The sequence below is a fragment of the Streptomyces sp. DSM 116793 genome (assembly GCF_057320905.1).
The window spans coordinates 7,274,289-7,289,910 of record NZ_CM170494.1 but is presented as its reverse complement, the minus strand read 5'-3'; the positions used below and the strand labels follow the sequence as shown (position 1 = coordinate 7,289,910).

Annotated in this window: 15 protein-coding genes and 1 pseudogene; 4 read left to right on the top strand and 12 right to left on the bottom strand. The window is 71.6% G+C overall.

Annotated features, from left to right (window positions below):
• Positions 1–41: 41 nt before the first annotated feature.
• Together ACSMXW_RS28625 and ACSMXW_RS28620 are read right to left on the bottom strand one after the other, a co-directional pair.
• On the bottom strand, positions 42–656 hold the full coding sequence (locus tag ACSMXW_RS28625; RefSeq protein WP_485800503.1) for a LysR family transcriptional regulator: 615 nt from the start codon (positions 654–656) through the stop codon (positions 42–44).
• A gap of 36 nt (positions 657–692) precedes the next feature.
• Positions 693–1,550 carry an NAD-dependent epimerase/dehydratase family protein gene (locus ACSMXW_RS28620; RefSeq protein ID WP_485800501.1) on the bottom strand — a complete coding sequence of 286 codons (858 nt, stop codon included), beginning with the start codon at positions 1,548–1,550 and terminating at the stop codon, positions 693–695.
• A gap of 313 nt (positions 1,551–1,863) precedes the next feature.
• On the opposite strand from ACSMXW_RS28620, the gene ACSMXW_RS28615 reads away from it, so the two are divergent.
• Entirely contained in the window at positions 1,864–1,995 is a 132-nt protein-coding gene (locus ACSMXW_RS28615; protein ID WP_485800499.1) for a hypothetical protein, read from the top strand.
• Between the two features lie 79 nt (positions 1,996–2,074).
• Positions 2,075–2,531 (top strand): annotated as a pseudogene (locus tag ACSMXW_RS28610) (acyl-CoA dehydrogenase family protein); the annotation flags it as partial.
• A gap of 1 nt (position 2,532) precedes the next feature.
• Here the strand turns inward: ACSMXW_RS28610 and ACSMXW_RS28605 are convergent.
• From ACSMXW_RS28605 to ACSMXW_RS28560, 10 genes are all read right to left on the bottom strand, one after another.
• On the bottom strand, positions 2,533–3,108 hold the full coding sequence (locus ACSMXW_RS28605) for a hypothetical protein (RefSeq protein ID WP_485800496.1): 576 nt from the start codon (positions 3,106–3,108) through the stop codon (positions 2,533–2,535).
• Positions 3,109–3,111: 3 nt separating this feature from the next.
• Positions 3,112–4,911 carry a DEAD/DEAH box helicase gene (locus ACSMXW_RS28600; RefSeq protein WP_485800491.1) on the bottom strand — a complete coding sequence of 600 codons (1,800 nt, stop codon included), beginning with the start codon at positions 4,909–4,911 and terminating at the stop codon, positions 3,112–3,114.
• 3 nt (positions 4,912–4,914) lie between these two features.
• Positions 4,915–5,184: a hypothetical protein gene (locus ACSMXW_RS28595; protein WP_485800489.1), complete on the bottom strand. Its 270-nt coding sequence runs from the start codon at positions 5,182–5,184 to the stop codon at positions 4,915–4,917.
• A gap of 494 nt (positions 5,185–5,678) precedes the next feature.
• The gene (locus ACSMXW_RS28590) at positions 5,679–5,840 is read right to left on the bottom strand and encodes a hypothetical protein (RefSeq protein ID WP_485800487.1); all 162 of its coding nucleotides are present in this window, start codon (positions 5,838–5,840) and stop codon (positions 5,679–5,681) included.
• 62 nt (positions 5,841–5,902) lie between these two features.
• A complete protein-coding gene (locus ACSMXW_RS28585; protein WP_485800485.1) occupies positions 5,903–7,501 on the bottom strand; it encodes an MFS transporter in 1,599 nt (532 codons plus the stop codon).
• A 28-nt stretch (positions 7,502–7,529) separates the two neighbouring features.
• A complete protein-coding gene (locus ACSMXW_RS28580) occupies positions 7,530–8,981 on the bottom strand; it encodes a UbiD family decarboxylase (RefSeq protein ID WP_485800483.1) in 1,452 nt (483 codons plus the stop codon).
• 9 nt (positions 8,982–8,990) lie between these two features.
• On the bottom strand, positions 8,991–10,235 hold the full coding sequence (locus ACSMXW_RS28575; RefSeq protein WP_485800481.1) for a flavin-dependent oxidoreductase: 1,245 nt from the start codon (positions 10,233–10,235) through the stop codon (positions 8,991–8,993).
• 58 nt (positions 10,236–10,293) lie between these two features.
• A complete protein-coding gene (locus tag ACSMXW_RS28570; RefSeq protein ID WP_485800479.1) occupies positions 10,294–11,028 on the bottom strand; it encodes a maleylpyruvate isomerase family mycothiol-dependent enzyme in 735 nt (244 codons plus the stop codon).
• Complete coding sequence (locus ACSMXW_RS28565) at positions 11,028–11,894, bottom strand: fumarylacetoacetate hydrolase family protein (protein WP_485800478.1); 867 nt, start codon at positions 11,892–11,894, stop codon at positions 11,028–11,030. Before ACSMXW_RS28565 ends, ACSMXW_RS28570 begins: the two co-directional genes overlap by 1 nt.
• On the bottom strand, positions 11,891–12,958 hold the full coding sequence (locus ACSMXW_RS28560; protein WP_485800476.1) for a cupin domain-containing protein: 1,068 nt from the start codon (positions 12,956–12,958) through the stop codon (positions 11,891–11,893). The genes ACSMXW_RS28565 and ACSMXW_RS28560 overlap by 4 nt, the downstream gene beginning before the upstream one ends.
• An 87-nt stretch (positions 12,959–13,045) precedes the next feature.
• Here ACSMXW_RS28560 and ACSMXW_RS28555 point away from each other — a divergent pair, with 87 nt between their 5' ends.
• A complete protein-coding gene (locus ACSMXW_RS28555) occupies positions 13,046–13,798 on the top strand; it encodes an IclR family transcriptional regulator (protein WP_485800475.1) in 753 nt (250 codons plus the stop codon).
• 148 nt (positions 13,799–13,946) lie between these two features.
• Complete coding sequence (locus ACSMXW_RS28550; RefSeq protein ID WP_485800473.1) at positions 13,947–15,278, top strand: MFS transporter; 1,332 nt, start codon at positions 13,947–13,949, stop codon at positions 15,276–15,278.
• The last annotated feature ends 344 nt before the right edge of the window (positions 15,279–15,622 follow it).

Sequence of the window (15,622 nt, the reverse complement as noted above, 5' to 3'; positions counted from 1 at the left end):
CGTCCGGTCGATGTCGGCCCGGCGTGAACGGACTGAACAGGTCATGCGGCACGGCCTTCGTGCGGCCGGTGAGGTGATCGGCGCGGACCCGGTGCCGGGCTTGGCCGCCACGAACCGGCCGCCGTAGTCACGTCGAACCAGACCTTCGGGGGCCTGGCGCTCCAGCCCGGCGGCCACCATCCGTCGGCGCGATCGCGTCGCCCGGTCCGGTCGATCGGCAGCCGGACGATGCCGACGTCGGCCCGCGCGTCCCGGAGCACCTCTGTCTGGTCATGCCACCCGGTCCGCAGCATTCGCACGTCCAGGCCGGGGTGCCGGGCCCGCAGGAGCCGGACGACCGGTGTCAGCGTGACCCCTGGCATGAACCCGATGGTGAGGCGGCGGGCGCCCTCGGCTGCGGCGCGCACCCGGCGCACCAACGCCTCCGCCGAGACCAGCAGGTCAGCGGCGCCGGCGAGCAGCTCTTCGCCGGCCTGGGTGAGCATGGTGCCGCGCCGGTCCCGGGAGAACAGCTCCGCCCGCAGCTCCCCCTCCAGAACCCGGATCTGCCGGGACAGCACCGGCTGGGCGATGTGCAGCCGGTCTGCCGCGCGGCCGAAGTGCAGTTCCTCGGCCACCGCGACGAAGTAACGCAGCTTCCGCAGATCGACGACCACGGTTCCCACCTCCTCCGGCCGGCGGCAGCACGCCGCTCAGTTCGACGCGAGAACCGCGAGCGGGTCGGTGTGGCGCGGCTTCCAGCCCAGTTCGCGGCGGGCCTTGGCCGGGGTGAGCCGCTGGTCTAGGGCGAACGCGTCCGCGACCGGACCCATCTCCGCCCGGGCCTGCTCGAGCGTGATCGAGACGGTCTTGCCGTCGAGCCCCGCACCGTGCGACAGGGCCTCGGCGACCTCCTTCGCCGTCGGGTTCACGCCACCCACCCCCAGGTAGACCGATCCGGCGTTCGCCGACAGCGCGGCGACGTAGAGCGGGGCGAGGTCGTCGATGTGCACCATCGCCCAGTGGGCGCCGCCGTCGCCGAGGTAGGGGATGGCGCCGTTCTTCACGCCCGGCTGGACGAAGAAGATGTCGATCAGGCGGTTGTCGCCGCCGTAGAGCAGTCCCGGCTGCACGATCACCGGACGGCCACCGTCGGCGGCTCGCGCCAGCACGGCGTCCTCGACAGCCTTGCGCCACGCCACCAGGGCCGGCGGGTTCCACGGCGCGGTCTCGTCCTGGACGCCGTCGGTGTCGCCGTAGACCCAGCTGCCGCCGGTGTGCACATAGGTGCCGGCGCCCACGCCGTCCTGCATCGCGGTGGCCGCGGCGAGGTCCTCCTCGCCCGTGCTCGCCTGCGCGAGGTGGATCACGGCCTCCGCGCGGGCGGCGGCGTGGTTCAAGACCTCCAAGTCCGCCAGACCGCCGCGGACCGGCGTGGCCCCGGCCGCCACGACAGCCTCCTCGGCGCGCTCGCTGCGGGCCAGCGCCTCCACCGTGTGGCCCTGCCGGCGCAGTTCCGCGATCGTGGCCCGGCCGATGTAGCCGGAGCCGCCTGTCAGGAAGACCTTCATCGTTGCTCCTTCGTTCGTGTGGTGCCCGTCCAGAGTGCGGCGCAGCCGGCCACCGCGTCCAAGACCTGTTGCGCTCGCTGTGATACCCGGAAGGCATCAGAGGCTTTCCGCGCCACACACCGTTGACAGTCACACGTGACTGTCAACCGATCGGAGGCGACGTCGGCGATGAAGAGAGACGACCAACGGCGTGAGACCCGTGGCCGCATCGTCGACGCGGCCGTGCGGTCCCTTGTCGAGAACGGCTACGCCGCAACCACCGCGCTCGGCGTCCAGCGCGACGCGGGGGGTCAGCCGCGGCGCGTTGCTGCATATGGTCGAGCTGACCGTGCAGCTGATGCGCGGGCTGACCGTCAGCCGCTCCCTCGGCCAGGACGGCCAGCAGCGCTCCGTCCGGACGTGGGCTGACGTCATGCGCGGCCTGCTCACCGACACCGCGCCCTGAACGCCGTTTCCGTTCTCAGACGACGATCACCGGAGGTGGACCGTGCCCGCCACGCACACCGTTCTCAACCAGGTGTGTGGACCGCGCCTCCCGCGGCGACACCGCCGAAGCGGCCTTCCGCCGGTTCGGACTCGCGGTGACCAAGTACTGGCTGTGCAAGCGCTGGGCGACGCACAGCGCGGAAGCACTGGAATGCCTGGGCGGCAACGGCTACATCGAGGAGTCGGGCATGCCGCGCCTGTACCGCGAAGCACCACTGGTCTCGATCTGGGAAGGCTCCGGCAACGTCGCGGCGCTCGATGCCCTGCGTGCCATGCGCCGGGAACCGGAAGCGGTGGAGGCGTTCTTCGCCGAACTCGAGCTCACCGCCGGCTGCGACAGCCGTTTACGACGAGCAGCGCGCCCTGCTCGTCAAGGACTTCTCCGACGACGCCGACCTCGAATACCGCGCCCGCCGTCTGGTCGAGCGCGCGGCGATCCTGTTGCAGGCAGCGCAACTGCTGCGGCACGGCGCCCCGGCCGTCGCCGAGGCCTTTCTCACACCGTCCGTGTCACTCGGCCACCATTGAAGTAGGCGGCCGGATCAAGGGCATTGAGCGCGATCCAGCGCTGCGGTGTCGCCTTGGCGGACGCCTGGGTGCTGTCCGCCGAAGCGCGGAAGAAGCCCTGCACATCGAGCGCGATGCGCGGGTCGTCGTCGATACGTCGCGCCATGTCGTAGTAGACGGCCAGCTCATGGATGCACCGTGCGGTGTCAGCCGGGCAGGAGCAGTCAACGCGGACGAGGACCGGCGCGGGCCGGTGGCCGGCGCCGGCGATCGCGCGATACAGGTCGTCGGTGAGGACGGGCTGGATGCCGCTCAGCTGACGGGAGATCTCGGCTATCGCCCCCTGGGACATCGGTGCGACCTCGATCGTGACCACCGCGGTGCTGCGGCCGCGGTGTACGACGGCGCGCACGGTCCGGCCGTCGATCGTGATCTGCACTTTCCCGTCGCGCGCCACACGGCGCGCGCTCGGCAGCTGCGGATCGGGGCGGGTCTGGCGCAAGGACTCGGCGAATCGAACCCAGTCCTTGCCCCACTTTGTGTAACCGAAGTCGTTGTCGGCCATGGGTCAGCTGTCTCGCTTCCGCCGCAGGACTTCGATGAGGCGGTCGTCGTCCATGCTGGTCAACTCGGCAACGCTGGACATGTCAGCGATGTCCGACAGCGCGGATTTACGGGAGTGCATGGCCGCGATGTGCTCCTCGATGGTGGTCCCCGTGGTAAGAGTGGTGACGGTGACGGTGCGGGTCTGGCCGATCCGGTGGACCCGGTCGGACGCCTGTGCTTCCACGGCCGGGTTCCACCATCGGTCGAAGTGGATGACGTCGGCCGCGCGGGTGAGAGTGAGCCCGGTGCCCCCGGCCTTCAGGCTGAGCACGAGCACGTTCGGGCCGTCGTCTGCCTGGAACCGGCGGACGATGTCGGCCCGTCGCTCCTGGTTCAGGCCGCCGTGGAAGAACGGCGTGCTTCCACCGAACTGTTCGTCGAAGTGCCGTACCAGCAGCTCACCGGTCCGCCGGTACTGGGTGAAGATGAGCGTCGGAGAGCCGCTTTCCAGGTTGTTGGCCACGATGTCGGTGCAGAGGTCGAGCTTTCCCGATCTCCCCGACAGCTCGGCGAGGTCGTCCGTGATCAGGCCCGGGTGGTTGCAGACCTGCTTGAGCGCGGTCAGGACCGCGAGCACCTTGGTCTGACGCCGGGCGCCGCTGCCGAAGCCGTCGTCGACGACCTGCTCCAGCAACCGGTCGTACACCTGCTCCTGCTCCCCGGTGAGGTCGCAGATGAGGTCGGCGTGGATCTTGGCCGGGAGCGACCCCGCGACCTGGGACTTCTTCCGCATCAGCACGACCGGCTCGATGGCCCCGCGCAGCCGGGCGGAGGCGGCCGGAGAACCGTCCGCGATCGGCTGGACGAAGCGACGACGGAACTGCGTCCGGTTCCCGAACAGGTGCGGTGCGACGAGATTGAGCAGGGCCCAGAGCTCGTCGAGGTGATTCTCGACGGGCGTGCCGGTCAGGGCGATCCGCGCGTCGGCCGCGATGGTGCGCGCGGCCTTCGACACCTGCGTACGGGGATTCTTCAGGACCTGTGCTTCGTCGAAGACCGCGGTGCTCCAGTGGTGCCCCGCCATGGCCGGGCTGTGCGTGCGCAGCGTGGGGTACCCCGTGAGCACCACCGTGCCGCTCTCCACCGCTTTCAGCGGCCCGCCGCGCCAGATCGTGGTCCGCAGGCCGGGTGCGAACCGCGCGAACTCGTGTGCCCAGTTACCGACCAACGACGTGGGACACACCACCAGTTGCGGCCCCTCCTCGGCGCGTCCTGCGACATAGCCGATGGACTGCAGCGTCTTGCCGAGTCCCATGTCGTCGGCAAGCACCGCGCCGCCGTGTGCGGCGGTGGTCTCGCGCAGCCAGCTCACACCGCGCACCTGGTACGGCCGCAGCTTGGCGGTGAGCGCCGTGCGTAGTTCGGTCCCCACCGCGGTGGTGTGACGGAAGACGGCGGCGGCATGCTCCGCCGTTGTCACGGCGACACCCGTGGCGTCGGGAACGGCATGTGCCGCGATCGGCAGGACCGGTTCGCCGCCCGCGATCCACGACCGCCAGACGTCCACCGACCGGCCGGGCGAGTCGAGGGGCGCACCGACGAGCCGGTCCGGCTCGATCAGTGCGCAGGCGACGTCGGACACCTTGAGCCTGCCGCGGTCCGGCGTCGGGACGACCAGGGGAACGGTCTCGATGTCACTCACCGGCGGGGCCGCCCCCACGGCGCCGCCGGACCAGGTCCACAGGGCGAACATGTGACGGTCGGGCAGGTACGTGGCCTGGCTGTCCGGCAGCTCTTCAGGGAGTTCTCGCCCGATTCCCATGGTTCAGTGGCTGCCCACGTCGTCGCCCTCGCGGGCGGGGCGGACTGCGGCCGTGGGCCCGGGGGGCGCCTCGTCCGCGGCCGGGCCGGCTTCCTGATCGTGGTCCGCCTCGCGCCCGGCGGCCGTGGGCTTTCGGCCCGAGCGCAGGGCGACCAGCAGCACGGCTGCTCCGAAGAGTGCGACGGTGTTGTCCAGCCAGATCAGCAGTGAACACACCATGAGAACGGCAAGAGTCAACCGCTGCCCGAACTTCGGCAATGCAGATGCAGTCATGAGTACCTTCGGCTGCGATCGAGAAAGCCTGACGAGCGGACCGTAGGCAATCATCAGGCGGGTGTCAATTCCTTAGCTTCCGCGCACAGTCGGCGATTTTCGCGCGGTGTCGAGGGCATGCTGCCAAGGTTTCTGTCAATTCTTGAGCGCAGGTACGGGCCGCTGGTTCAGCGCGGTGTCCGGGGCATGCCGCCGAACCCTTTGTCAATCTCGCATCCTGTTCTTTGACCTCGCGCGAACTCCGTCCGGGCGAACTAAGTGCCGGGCACGAACGTTCTTTCCTCCGTATCTTCCGAATGGGAGGAACGGAATTCACCCGGGTCAACGGGATCGAAAGTCGCCGGGGCATGCGCGACGAGGCGGGGGGATGACCCTACAGGGCCAATGGTGGAGCGAGAGCGACAGTTATGTCCCGGATGATCTCTCGGTGTTCCCGTTGGATTCGGATCGTCCGGCTCTCCTCCGGCGTGGTCAGGTGATCCCGGGTGGCGCACTCAACCGCTCCGTCTTCGTGAGAACTCGGCGAGCGTGCCCGGGTCCCGCCCCGCGTCCACCTGGTCCGCGACCTGGGCGAGGGCCGGCCAGGAGGGCAGGCACCTCACCACCTCCATCAGCACCGTCACCACAGCGGACGGGAGGTGCTGCTCGGCGGACACGGTGGTGGGCCGCCCCTCCGCTGGGACGGCCCACGTGACCCGCCGGCTTCCGCCGTTCGGAACTACTGCCCGGCGTCCCGGGTCGTCCGCCCGCGCATCGCCGTGATGGCGAGCGCGCAGGCGGCCAGGGCGGCGATACCGCTGATCAGGTAGCCCAGTGAGTAGCCGTGGCCCAGCGCCTCGAAAGCGAGGCGGGCCGCGGGCCCGGGCGGCGAGTGGGGCGGCACCGAGTTGACTGCGAGCGGGCCGCCCTCGCGCGCCACGGCCGCCGCCGCCTCCTTGACCTGCGCGGGCAGCGGGCCGGCCCGCAGGTGCGCGGAGAAGTCGGACGCCGCCTGACCGAGTGCCGCCGCGCTGATGACGGCGGGTCCCAGGGTGAAGCCGAAGTCACGCAGCAGGCTCGTCGCGCCGCTCGCCATGCCGGCGAGCCGCACGGGAACGCTGCCCACCGCGACGGCACTGATCGAGGTCACGGTCAGGGCGAAACCGAGGCCGGCGATCAGCAGCGGGCCGGTCAGGGACGCCAGGGACCGGTCCGTGATGGGCAGCGTCGACGCCCACAGGTCACCCACGCCGGTCAGCAGCAGGCCCGAGCCGAGGACCCATCGGGGGCTGGCCCGTTCGATCAGCCGCTCGGTGACCGGCGCGACGGCCAGCGTCACCCCGTTGAGCAGGATGAACGCGACCGCGACCCGCAGTGGGCTCTGGTGCTGGACCGGGCCGAGACGGATGCTCGTCGAGTACGCCGTGGCCACGAAGCAGAACATGCCGACGACGGTCACGCACGCCGACACCGTGAAGGCGCGGCCCAGGAAGAGGCGCAGCTTCAGCAGCGGGGAGCGCGACCGCAGTTCGGCGGCGACGAACAGCGCGAGGAACACTGCGGCCACCCCGAACGCCACCACCACCGCGGTCGAGCCCCAGCCGTCCGAGGAGCCCTGGATCACCGCGTACAGCAGAGCGAACAGCCCCACCGCGATGGTGAGCTGGCCGACGAAGTCCAGCGACCGTCCCTCGGCGGCCCGCGAGTCGCGCGCCCACACCAGGCTCACCAGCGCGCAGGCCGCGGAGAGCACGGCCACCACCACGAACGCCGCCCGCCAGGAGCCGTGGTCCGCGGAGAACCCGGAGATCACCGGGGCGACGGCGGCGCCTGAAGACAGCGACGCCGCCCACATCGTGATGGAGCGGGCCCGGCCGCGGCCGGTAGGGGTCCCCGATGCGATCATCGCGAGCGATGTCGGGAACAGCGCCGCCGCACCGATGCCCGCCACCGCCCGGCCGGTCCACAGCACATACGTGCCGTCCGCCGCGGCCGACACGACGGCCCCCACGGCGAGCAGCAGCGCGCCGCCCACCAGGAGGCGCTTGCGCCCGAACATGTCGCCCAGGGCGCCGAAGGTCAGCGCGAGGACGGTCACCGGCAGCAGCGACGCGTCGGTGATCCACGCGATCTGGCTGCCGTCGGCGTGCAGTTCCTCCTGGAACATGCCGTTGAGCACCGTCGGCATCGTGATGGTGACCTCGGCGAGGCACACCGCGAGGCAGGCCGCTATGAGGGTGCCCGGGTTCAGTGTCCGTTCCCCGGCGTCGTCCGGGTCGGCCGCTGCCGGCGCCCGGGGTGGTCTCGCGTTCCCTCCGTCGTACGTGAGCGATTCCATTCCGCGGTCCCTTCGAGGAGCGGCGAGATCAGTCGGTCGGCAGTGCGTCGAGCAGCGCGGCGAACTTCGCGGTCACCCGGGCACGCAGTTCCCCGGAGGCCTCGGCGACCGGCGGGAAGTCGGTGCCGAAGGGGCGGACCGCGCTGATGAGCGCCCGTGAGTTGGTCCGGGTGGTGCGGTCGAGGCGGGGGTCCAGGGGCCCGCTCCACGCGTGGTGCACGATGTCGATGTCGGTGGCGGGGTCGCAGCGGGTGGAGACGGCCCACAGCACGTCGAACATGTCGGTGGGATCGATGTCCTCGTCCACGACCACCGTGAAACGGCCGAGGTAGGAGCCGGACTGGCAGGAGGCGGCCAGCATCGCCGCCTGCTTGGCATGGCCCGGGTAGGCCTGCTCGATGGAGATGACATTGAACATGCGGGCCGCGCCCGCCTCGTGGGACCACACCCCCCGGACGCCCGCGAGGCCCGCGCGCTCCACCTCGTCCCAGATCATGCCAGCCTTCATCACACACTTGCTGTACGAGAAGTTGGACGGCGGCCTGATGGGCGACGCGACGGTGAGGATGGGGTTCGTGCGGTGGTACACGCGTTTGACCCGGACGAGTGGCTGGTCGCTGCGCCCGCCCGCGTAGTAGCCGGTGAACTCGCCGAACGGGCCCTCGGGAGCGGTCTCGCCGGGGTACATCTCGCCTTCCAGGACCAGTTCCGCGGTGGCGGGCATCGGCAGGCCGTGGAGTTCGGAGGCGACCACCTCGACGGGCGCGCCCCGGTGGCCGCCGGCGAAGTCGTACTCCGAGAGGCCCCAGCGCAGTTCGTTGCCCGACGCGAGGAAGAGCAGCGGGTCGTGGCCGCAGGAGATGAGGACGGGGCAGGGCTCACCGCGGGAGAAGTACTTCTCACGGATCTGCCGGCCCTGCTTGCCGGGCGAGATCCACAGGCCGACGGTGTCGGGACCCTGCACCATCGAGCGGTACGTGCCGATGTTGACCCAGCCGTCGTCCGGGTCGCGCATGATGACGAGGTCGTCGGTGCCGAGGTAGCGGCCGCCGTCGAGTTCGTGCAGGCGCGGTACGGGGAGCGCGGTGAGGTCGAACTCCCCCTCGCGCAGGACGTTCTCCAGGACGGGTCCGCGGTCGGTCTCCTTCGGCGCGATGGGGCGGTGGTGCTTCATCCGCTCGCGGTAGGCGCGTACCACGTCGAGGGGGTGCTCGGGGTCGGGCAGGCCCAGGGTGAGGGCGAGGCGCCGGGCGGAGTTGGTGGCGCCGGAGAAGGCGCGGAAGCCCTGATCGTCGCCAGTGAGGTGCTCGAACAGCAGGGCCGGGCCGCCCTCACCGCTGCGGTGTGCCACCAGTTCGACGAGGGTGCCCAGTTCGAGGTCCGGGTCGGCTTCCGGCACCCGCACCAGCTGGCCCAGGGCGTCGATCCTGGTGATCAGTTCGCGCAGGTCGGCATGGGGCCCTTCGTGATCGTGGTACACGGTGCCTCCTCAGGCGTCCCGCAGGGCGTCGACCGCGTAGCCGGCGGTCTTCTTGTACGCGGCGATGATGGACTCCAGCTCCGCTACGGGGACGACGTCCTCGATCCGGTCGAACGGCCGGTCGCCGGTGCGCTCGTAGACCTCGCGCAGGATCGCGTCCGGCGGGTTGGTGCGGTTGGCCTGGACGACGGCGGTGGTCGCGGGGCGGCGCTCGGCCTCGTACGCGGCGAACGCCTCGGTCACGTCGGTGTGCCGGGTGAGCGCCTCGGCGAGGGCGCCGGCGTCGAGGATGGCCTGCCCTGCGCCGTTGGAGCCGCGCGGCACCATCGGGTGGGCCGCGTCGCCGAGCAGGGTGACCCGGCCGTGCCCCCAGCTGGGCAGCGGGTCCTGGTCGACCATCGGGTACTCGAGGATGCTCTCGGACGAGCGGATCAGCTCGGGCACGTCGAGCCAGTCGAAGTGCCAGTCGGCGAAGCGGTCGATGAAGTCCTCGATGCGTCCGGTGCGGTTCCAGTCGCGGTCCGCGTGGTGGGGCGTCTCCACCTCCACCACCCAGTTGACCAGCTGGCGTCCCTGGTCGTCGATGTCGTTGCGGATCGGGTAGACGACGAGCTTGCCGGTGGCGAGCCAGCCGGCCCTGATCATGCCCGCACCGCCGAGGATCCTCGGCCACGGGGCGACGCCGCGCCACATGTTGTAGCCGGAGTAGACGGGCTTGCCCTCGTCCGGGTGGAACTGCTTGCGGATCACCGAGTGGATGCCGTCACAGGCGACGACCGCGTCGGCGCGTGCCGTGGAGGTGGTGCCGTCGGGGTGGCTCAGCTCGATGGTGACGCCGCTGTCGTCCTGGGCGACGGAGGTGCAGCGGTGCCCGGTGGCGAGGGCGGCGTCGCCGAGCCGCTCACGGACCGCGCGGGCGAGGATGCCCTGGAGGTCGCCGCGGTGGATGGAGAACTGCGGCCACGGGTAACCGGCTTGCACGCCGGCGGGTTCGGTGTAGATGTGCTGCCCGAAACGGTTGAAATACACCGACTCCCGCGTCGTCACGGCGACCGCGGCGAGGGCGTCCTGGAGGCCGAGGCGGCTGAGCCTGCGGGTGGCGTGCGGCAGCACGTTGATGCCGACTCCGATGGCGGACAACTCGGCGACGCCTTCGTACACCTGGCAGGGGATGCCGGCGTCGTGCAGTTCGAGCGCCAGGGTGAGGCCGCCGATGCCCGCACCGATGATCGCCACTCGGGGTTGCGCGTTCATGAGACTCCGTTCTCTCCCGCCGGCGGCGGACCCCGCCGGCGCATGGTGAGGGCCGCCGTCACAGCCAGCGCGGCAGCGCGGGCAGGGGCCCTTCGGCGGTGAGCCCGCTGCCGGTGGCGGGCAGCGGCCGGCCCGCGGTCCAGCGGAGCAGGTCGGCCGCGCGGCCGGACACGGCGCGGGCACCGGGCGCCGCACCGACCGTCCAGCCGGGGCCCGGCGCATCGGTCGCCGTCAGGACCAGGCTGGGCGCGCCCTCGCGACGGCCGAGCGTGCCGGTGATGTCGTCGAGCAGGGCTCGTACGAGATCGGCGGGCAGCGCGTCGAAGGTCTCCCCCGCGTCCAGGTCGACCAGGTGGATCCACACCTCGCGGGTCCTGAGCCACGGCACCTCGAAGACCGGGATCTCGCGCCCCTGGGCACTGCGGACGCGGGCGTCCCAGGCCCCGTCCGGGTGGCCCTCGGTGGCCGCGGCGAGCCGCAGGTCGGCGGTGCGCAGGTCCTCGCGGAGGGCCGCCGGCTGCTGCCGGGCCCCGCTCTCGATGTCCGCGTCACGCTGTCCCGGCGTGCGGTACATCGGGGTCTCGACGCCGGTGCGCCCCCAGTTGAGCAGGTTCGTCAGCGCGTCGGCGTTGCGGGCCACGTGCGCGACGAGGTGGGCGCGGCTCCAGCCGGGGAGGGCGGACGGCGCGGCGAGTTCCGCGTCGCTCAGGCCCGCCACGGCCTGCGCGAAGCGGGCGGCACCGTCCCGCTGCCACCGGATCGCCTGGGCGGGCGGGCCGCCGGGGGCGGACATCAGGCCGCTCCGGCCGCGGGCTTCTCCGCACGGCAGACGTTGCGGCACTCGCCGATGCCCTCGATGCGGGTGGTGAGAACGCTGCCGTCCGTCAGGTAGCGCTTGGGGTCGCGCGCGTGGCCGACGCCGCCGGGCGTGCCGGTGGCGATGATGTCGCCGGGCGTCAGCGGCAGCACGCTGGAGATGTAGCGGACCAGGTCGACGGGGCCGAAGACCAGGTCGGAGGTGGCCGCCGTCTGGACCTGAGCGCCGTCGACGAAGCAGCTGAGCCGCACGTCGGGTTCGGTGGCCGCCGCGGGGTCCTGCTCGTCGGGGACGACGAGGTACGGGCCGACGGGGGTGGTGTCGGCGAACGTCTTGCCCTGGAGCCACTGCAGGGTGCGGTACTGCCAGTCGCGCGCGGTCACGTCGTTGAGGACGGTGTAGCCGGCGATGGCCCGCGCGGCCTGGGCCGCGTCGGCGTGACGTACGGACTCGCCGATGACCAGGGCGAGTTCGGCCTCCCAGTCGACGGCGTCCGAGGCCGCCGGCAGTATCACGTCGTCGTACGCGCCGATCAGCGCGGGCGGGAACTTCGCGAACAGGGTGGGGTGGGCGGGCACGTCCCGGCCCATCTCTGCTATGTGGTTCCGGTAGTTGATGCCGACGCAGACGATCTTCTCGGGCCGGGGCACGACCGGGGCGAAGTCGAGCTCCCCGGCGGGCAACCGGTCCCCGTCGGCGGCGGCCCTGGCGCGCCAGTCCGGCAGGGCGAGCAGGGCGCCGAGGTCGGGCAGGCCGAGGTCGACGGCGTGGGTGTCGGCGTGGGCGTCCTCGACGCGTACGGCACGCGTGCCTTGGGGGGTACGGACAGTGGCGAGCTTCACGACGCGTCGGCTCCGATCCGGGTGCGGTACAGGTTCAGCGCCTCGTACACGGGCGCGTCACTGAAGGTGAACAGGTCGAGGTCGGTGTCCGCGGTGACGGAGAACGGCTGCCAGGACGGGACGGCGACGAGGTCGCCGGTCGTGACGGACACGCTCCTGTCGCCGATCCGGACCGTGCCGGTGCCGGAGAACACCTGCCACACGGCGGAGCCGACGACCCTGCTGACGGGCGTGGCGGCGCCGGCGCGGAGCCGGTGCATCTCGGTGCGCAGGGTGGTGAGCGCGTCCCGGCCCGAGGCGGGGTTGGTGAAGCGGACAGCCGCGTGGCCGGGCCCCGCCGTACCGGGGTGGCCCTCGCTCTCCAGCTCCAACTGGGCGGTGAGGGCCGCGTCGGTGTGCTGCCAGCGGTAGGCGGCCAGCGGCGAGTTGGCGGGGTCGGTGCCGACGGCCGAGAGCGGCCGGAGGCCGGGGTGGGCCCACAGGCGCTCGCCGCGGGAGTGCTCGGGCGTCGAGGCGTCGGCGAGGGTGTCGGGGCCGAACTCGAAGAACCCGGCGTCCAGCCCGGACACGAGCGGGATGTCGAGGCCGTCCAGCCAGGCCATCGGCCGGTCGGTCGGGTTGTGGTGCTCGTGGAAGGCCCAGCCCGGGGTGAGCAGGAGGTCCCCGCGCCGCATGGCGACGGGGTCACCGTCCACCACGGTCCACACCCCCTCGCCCTCGACGACGAAACGGAACGCGCCTTGGGAGTGCCGGTGGGAGGGGGCGACCTCGCGGGGGCCGAGGTATTGCACGGCGGCCCACAGCGTCGGGGTCGCGTACGGCTCCCCCGACAGGCCGGGGTTGGCCAGGGCGATGGCCCTGCGCTCGCCGCCGCGGCCGACGGGCACGAGCTCGCCGGCGCGCTGCGCGATCGGGTAGAGGTCCCTCCAGTGCCAGACGTGGCCGTGCGCCGCGGGCTGCGGGGTCATCGGCATCAGGTCTTCGCGCTGGGTCCACAGCGGAAGCAGGCCCGCTTCCGCGAAGTCCTCGTAGAGCTGCTTGAGCTCTGTGTCCGTCTCTGTCATGCCACGGCTCCCTGGTCCTGGGCGGGGGGTGTCCCACGGTAGGCACGACTGACCGCTGAGCAGAATCAGCGGTTCTATAATTCTTCTGTGCGAAACAATTCCTGGTACCCCGTAGAGTCCGCCGACAACGTGCTGCGCCTGCTCCTGCTGCTCGCGGAGCGGCAGGAGGTGCGGGTGAGCGAGGCGGCCGAGCACCTGGGCGTGGCCCGGTCGACCGCGCACCGGCTCCTGCGCACCCTGGGCGCCCGCGACTTCGCCACGCAGGACGCGCACCGCGCCTACCGCCCCGGCCCCGCGTTCCAGCGGATCGTGCGCACCGGGCCGACGCCGCAGGACCTGCGGACCCTGCTGCACCACCACTTGGAGCGGCTCCACAGGACGGTCGACGAGACCTGCCACCTGATGGTCCTGGAGGGCAACGGCGCCCGGTTCATCGACTGCGCGGAGTCCGCGCACGTGCTGCGCGTCGGCTCGCGGGTGGGCATGCTGCTGCCCGCGCACGTCACGTCGGGCGGCAAGGCGCTCCTGGCCGAGCTGTCCACGGAGGAGCTGGGCGACCTGTACCCGCGGAACCTGCCGGCCTCGCCGGGGGCGCCCGCGGTCGACCGGATCGCGGTGCGTCGCCAGCTGGCGACGGTCCGCCGCCGGGGGTACGCGACGAACCTGGAGGAGAGCGAGCGCGGGATCGTCGCGGTCGGCGCGTGCATCAGGGACGGCTCGGGGCGCGCGGTGGCCGGGCTCGCGGTGGCCGCGCCGAGCGCCCGCTGCCCGCGGTCCCGGGTGCCGGAACTGGCCCGCGAGGTGCTGGCGGCGGCGAAGGCGGCTTCGACGGACCTGTGAACGGCCTGCGCTGTTGCGTCCAGCAGAATTTCTCTACGATGTCGTTCCCCAGGGTGAATGCCGCGCCTACGGTGAGGCAGCCCCCAAGGCTGGACGAGCCGGTCGGGCGCACCCCCTGGAGGTCTCTGTGTCACAGGCGACGGCAGATGTGCGTGAAGAACTGGGCGGGGCCCCGCTGCGCCCGTTCCACTGGATGCTCGTCGGACTGGTCGCGCTCGCGACGATGTTCGACGGCTACGACACCCTCATTCCCTCGTACGTGATCCATTTCGTGGCGGAGCCCTGGCACCTGTCGTCGAGCTCGGCGGGGTTCCTCGTCTCGTCGGGGCTCATCGGGTTCGCGGTGGGCTCGCTGGTACACGGTGTGGTGGCAGACCGGATCGGTCGGCGGCCCACCCTGATAGCGGGTCTGCTGATCGCCGGCGTGTTCAGTGTGCTGACGGCGGTGTGGGGGACATCGTTCGCCTCCTTCATCACCCTGCGCGCGCTGACGGGCCTCGGACTCGGGGTGCTGCTGCCGCTCGGCACCGCCTACATCAACGAGTACCTGCCGGACCGGGTGCACCACCGGCTCGCGGTCCTCGGCGGCGGCGGTTTCGGCCTCGGCGGTGTGCTCGCGGCCGTCACCGGTGTGAACCTGACAGCGGGCGGCGACTGGCAGGTGCTGTTCTACCTCGGCGGCGGCGCGGCCGTGCTGGGCCTCGTCTACCTCGTGGTGTTCCCCGAGTCGGCCGAGTTCCTGGTGGCACGCGGCCGGCAGGAGGACGCGGCGCGACTGCTCGCGCGGGCCCGGCCGGACCGGGCGGAGTTCTACCGGACGGCGCGGCTCCAGGTCACGGCGCAGGAGGAGAAGGGCAGCTGGCGGCTGGTGCTGGCGCCCGCGTTCCGGGTGCGCACCGCCGCTCTGTGGGCATCGTCGTTCCTGCTCCTGTTCGGTGTGTACGGCCTGTCGTCATGGACGCCCGAACTGATGATCGACCGCGACGAAGGATTCGCGACCAGCTACATCTTCGGAGCGGTGCTCCAGGGCATGTCAATCGTGGGCGCCCTGGCCGGTGGCTTCGTGGCGGACCGGTACCTCGGGGTGCGGCGGAGCCTGATGGTGTGGTGCGGACTCGGCGCGCTGGCGACACTGGTGGTGGCGTTCACCGGGACGACGGTGGGCAACGTGACCGGCGTCGGCGCGGCAGGCCTGTTCATCATCGGCGGGCAGTTCCTGCTCAACAACGTCTGCGCAGTGACCTATCCGGTGCAGGCCCGCGGCACCGGCGCGGGCTTCATGCTCGGCTTCGGACGTGTCGGCGGCATCCTGGGCCCCTATGTCGGCGGCTGGCTGCTGGACTGGTTCGGCGGGACACGCGTCCTGTTCGTCGCCGTGGCGGTAGCGGCACTGCTCGCGGTGGCCAGCACGTCGCTGGTGACAGGCCGGGCGGACGCCATCGCACCGACAGCGCAGCCGGGCACGGTACCCATCCAGTGAGGCCGTGGAGACGGTCCCGCGCGGGGAAGTCCGCGGGCATCGCCCGTCCTGGCTGTTTGTGCCGATACGTTGATCCCCTTGCCTTGCCTTGCCTTGAGCGCCAGGGGTTACCTGCCTGTCCGGACGGGAGGCTCAGACATGCCGACGCCGGGGCTCGGCCGATCGCTGCCCCTCGGCTTGGCCGCCGGCTACAGCGTCGCCGACGAGACGGCTTGGTCGAGGCCGTGCACACGGGCGTCATCAAGGATGCCGCCGATGTCCACGAGCGGAAGCCACCGGCCCAAGTCCTGACCGCGAAGCTGCACACCGCAGGCAGCTCACTGGCGACCCGCACATCCGTGGGA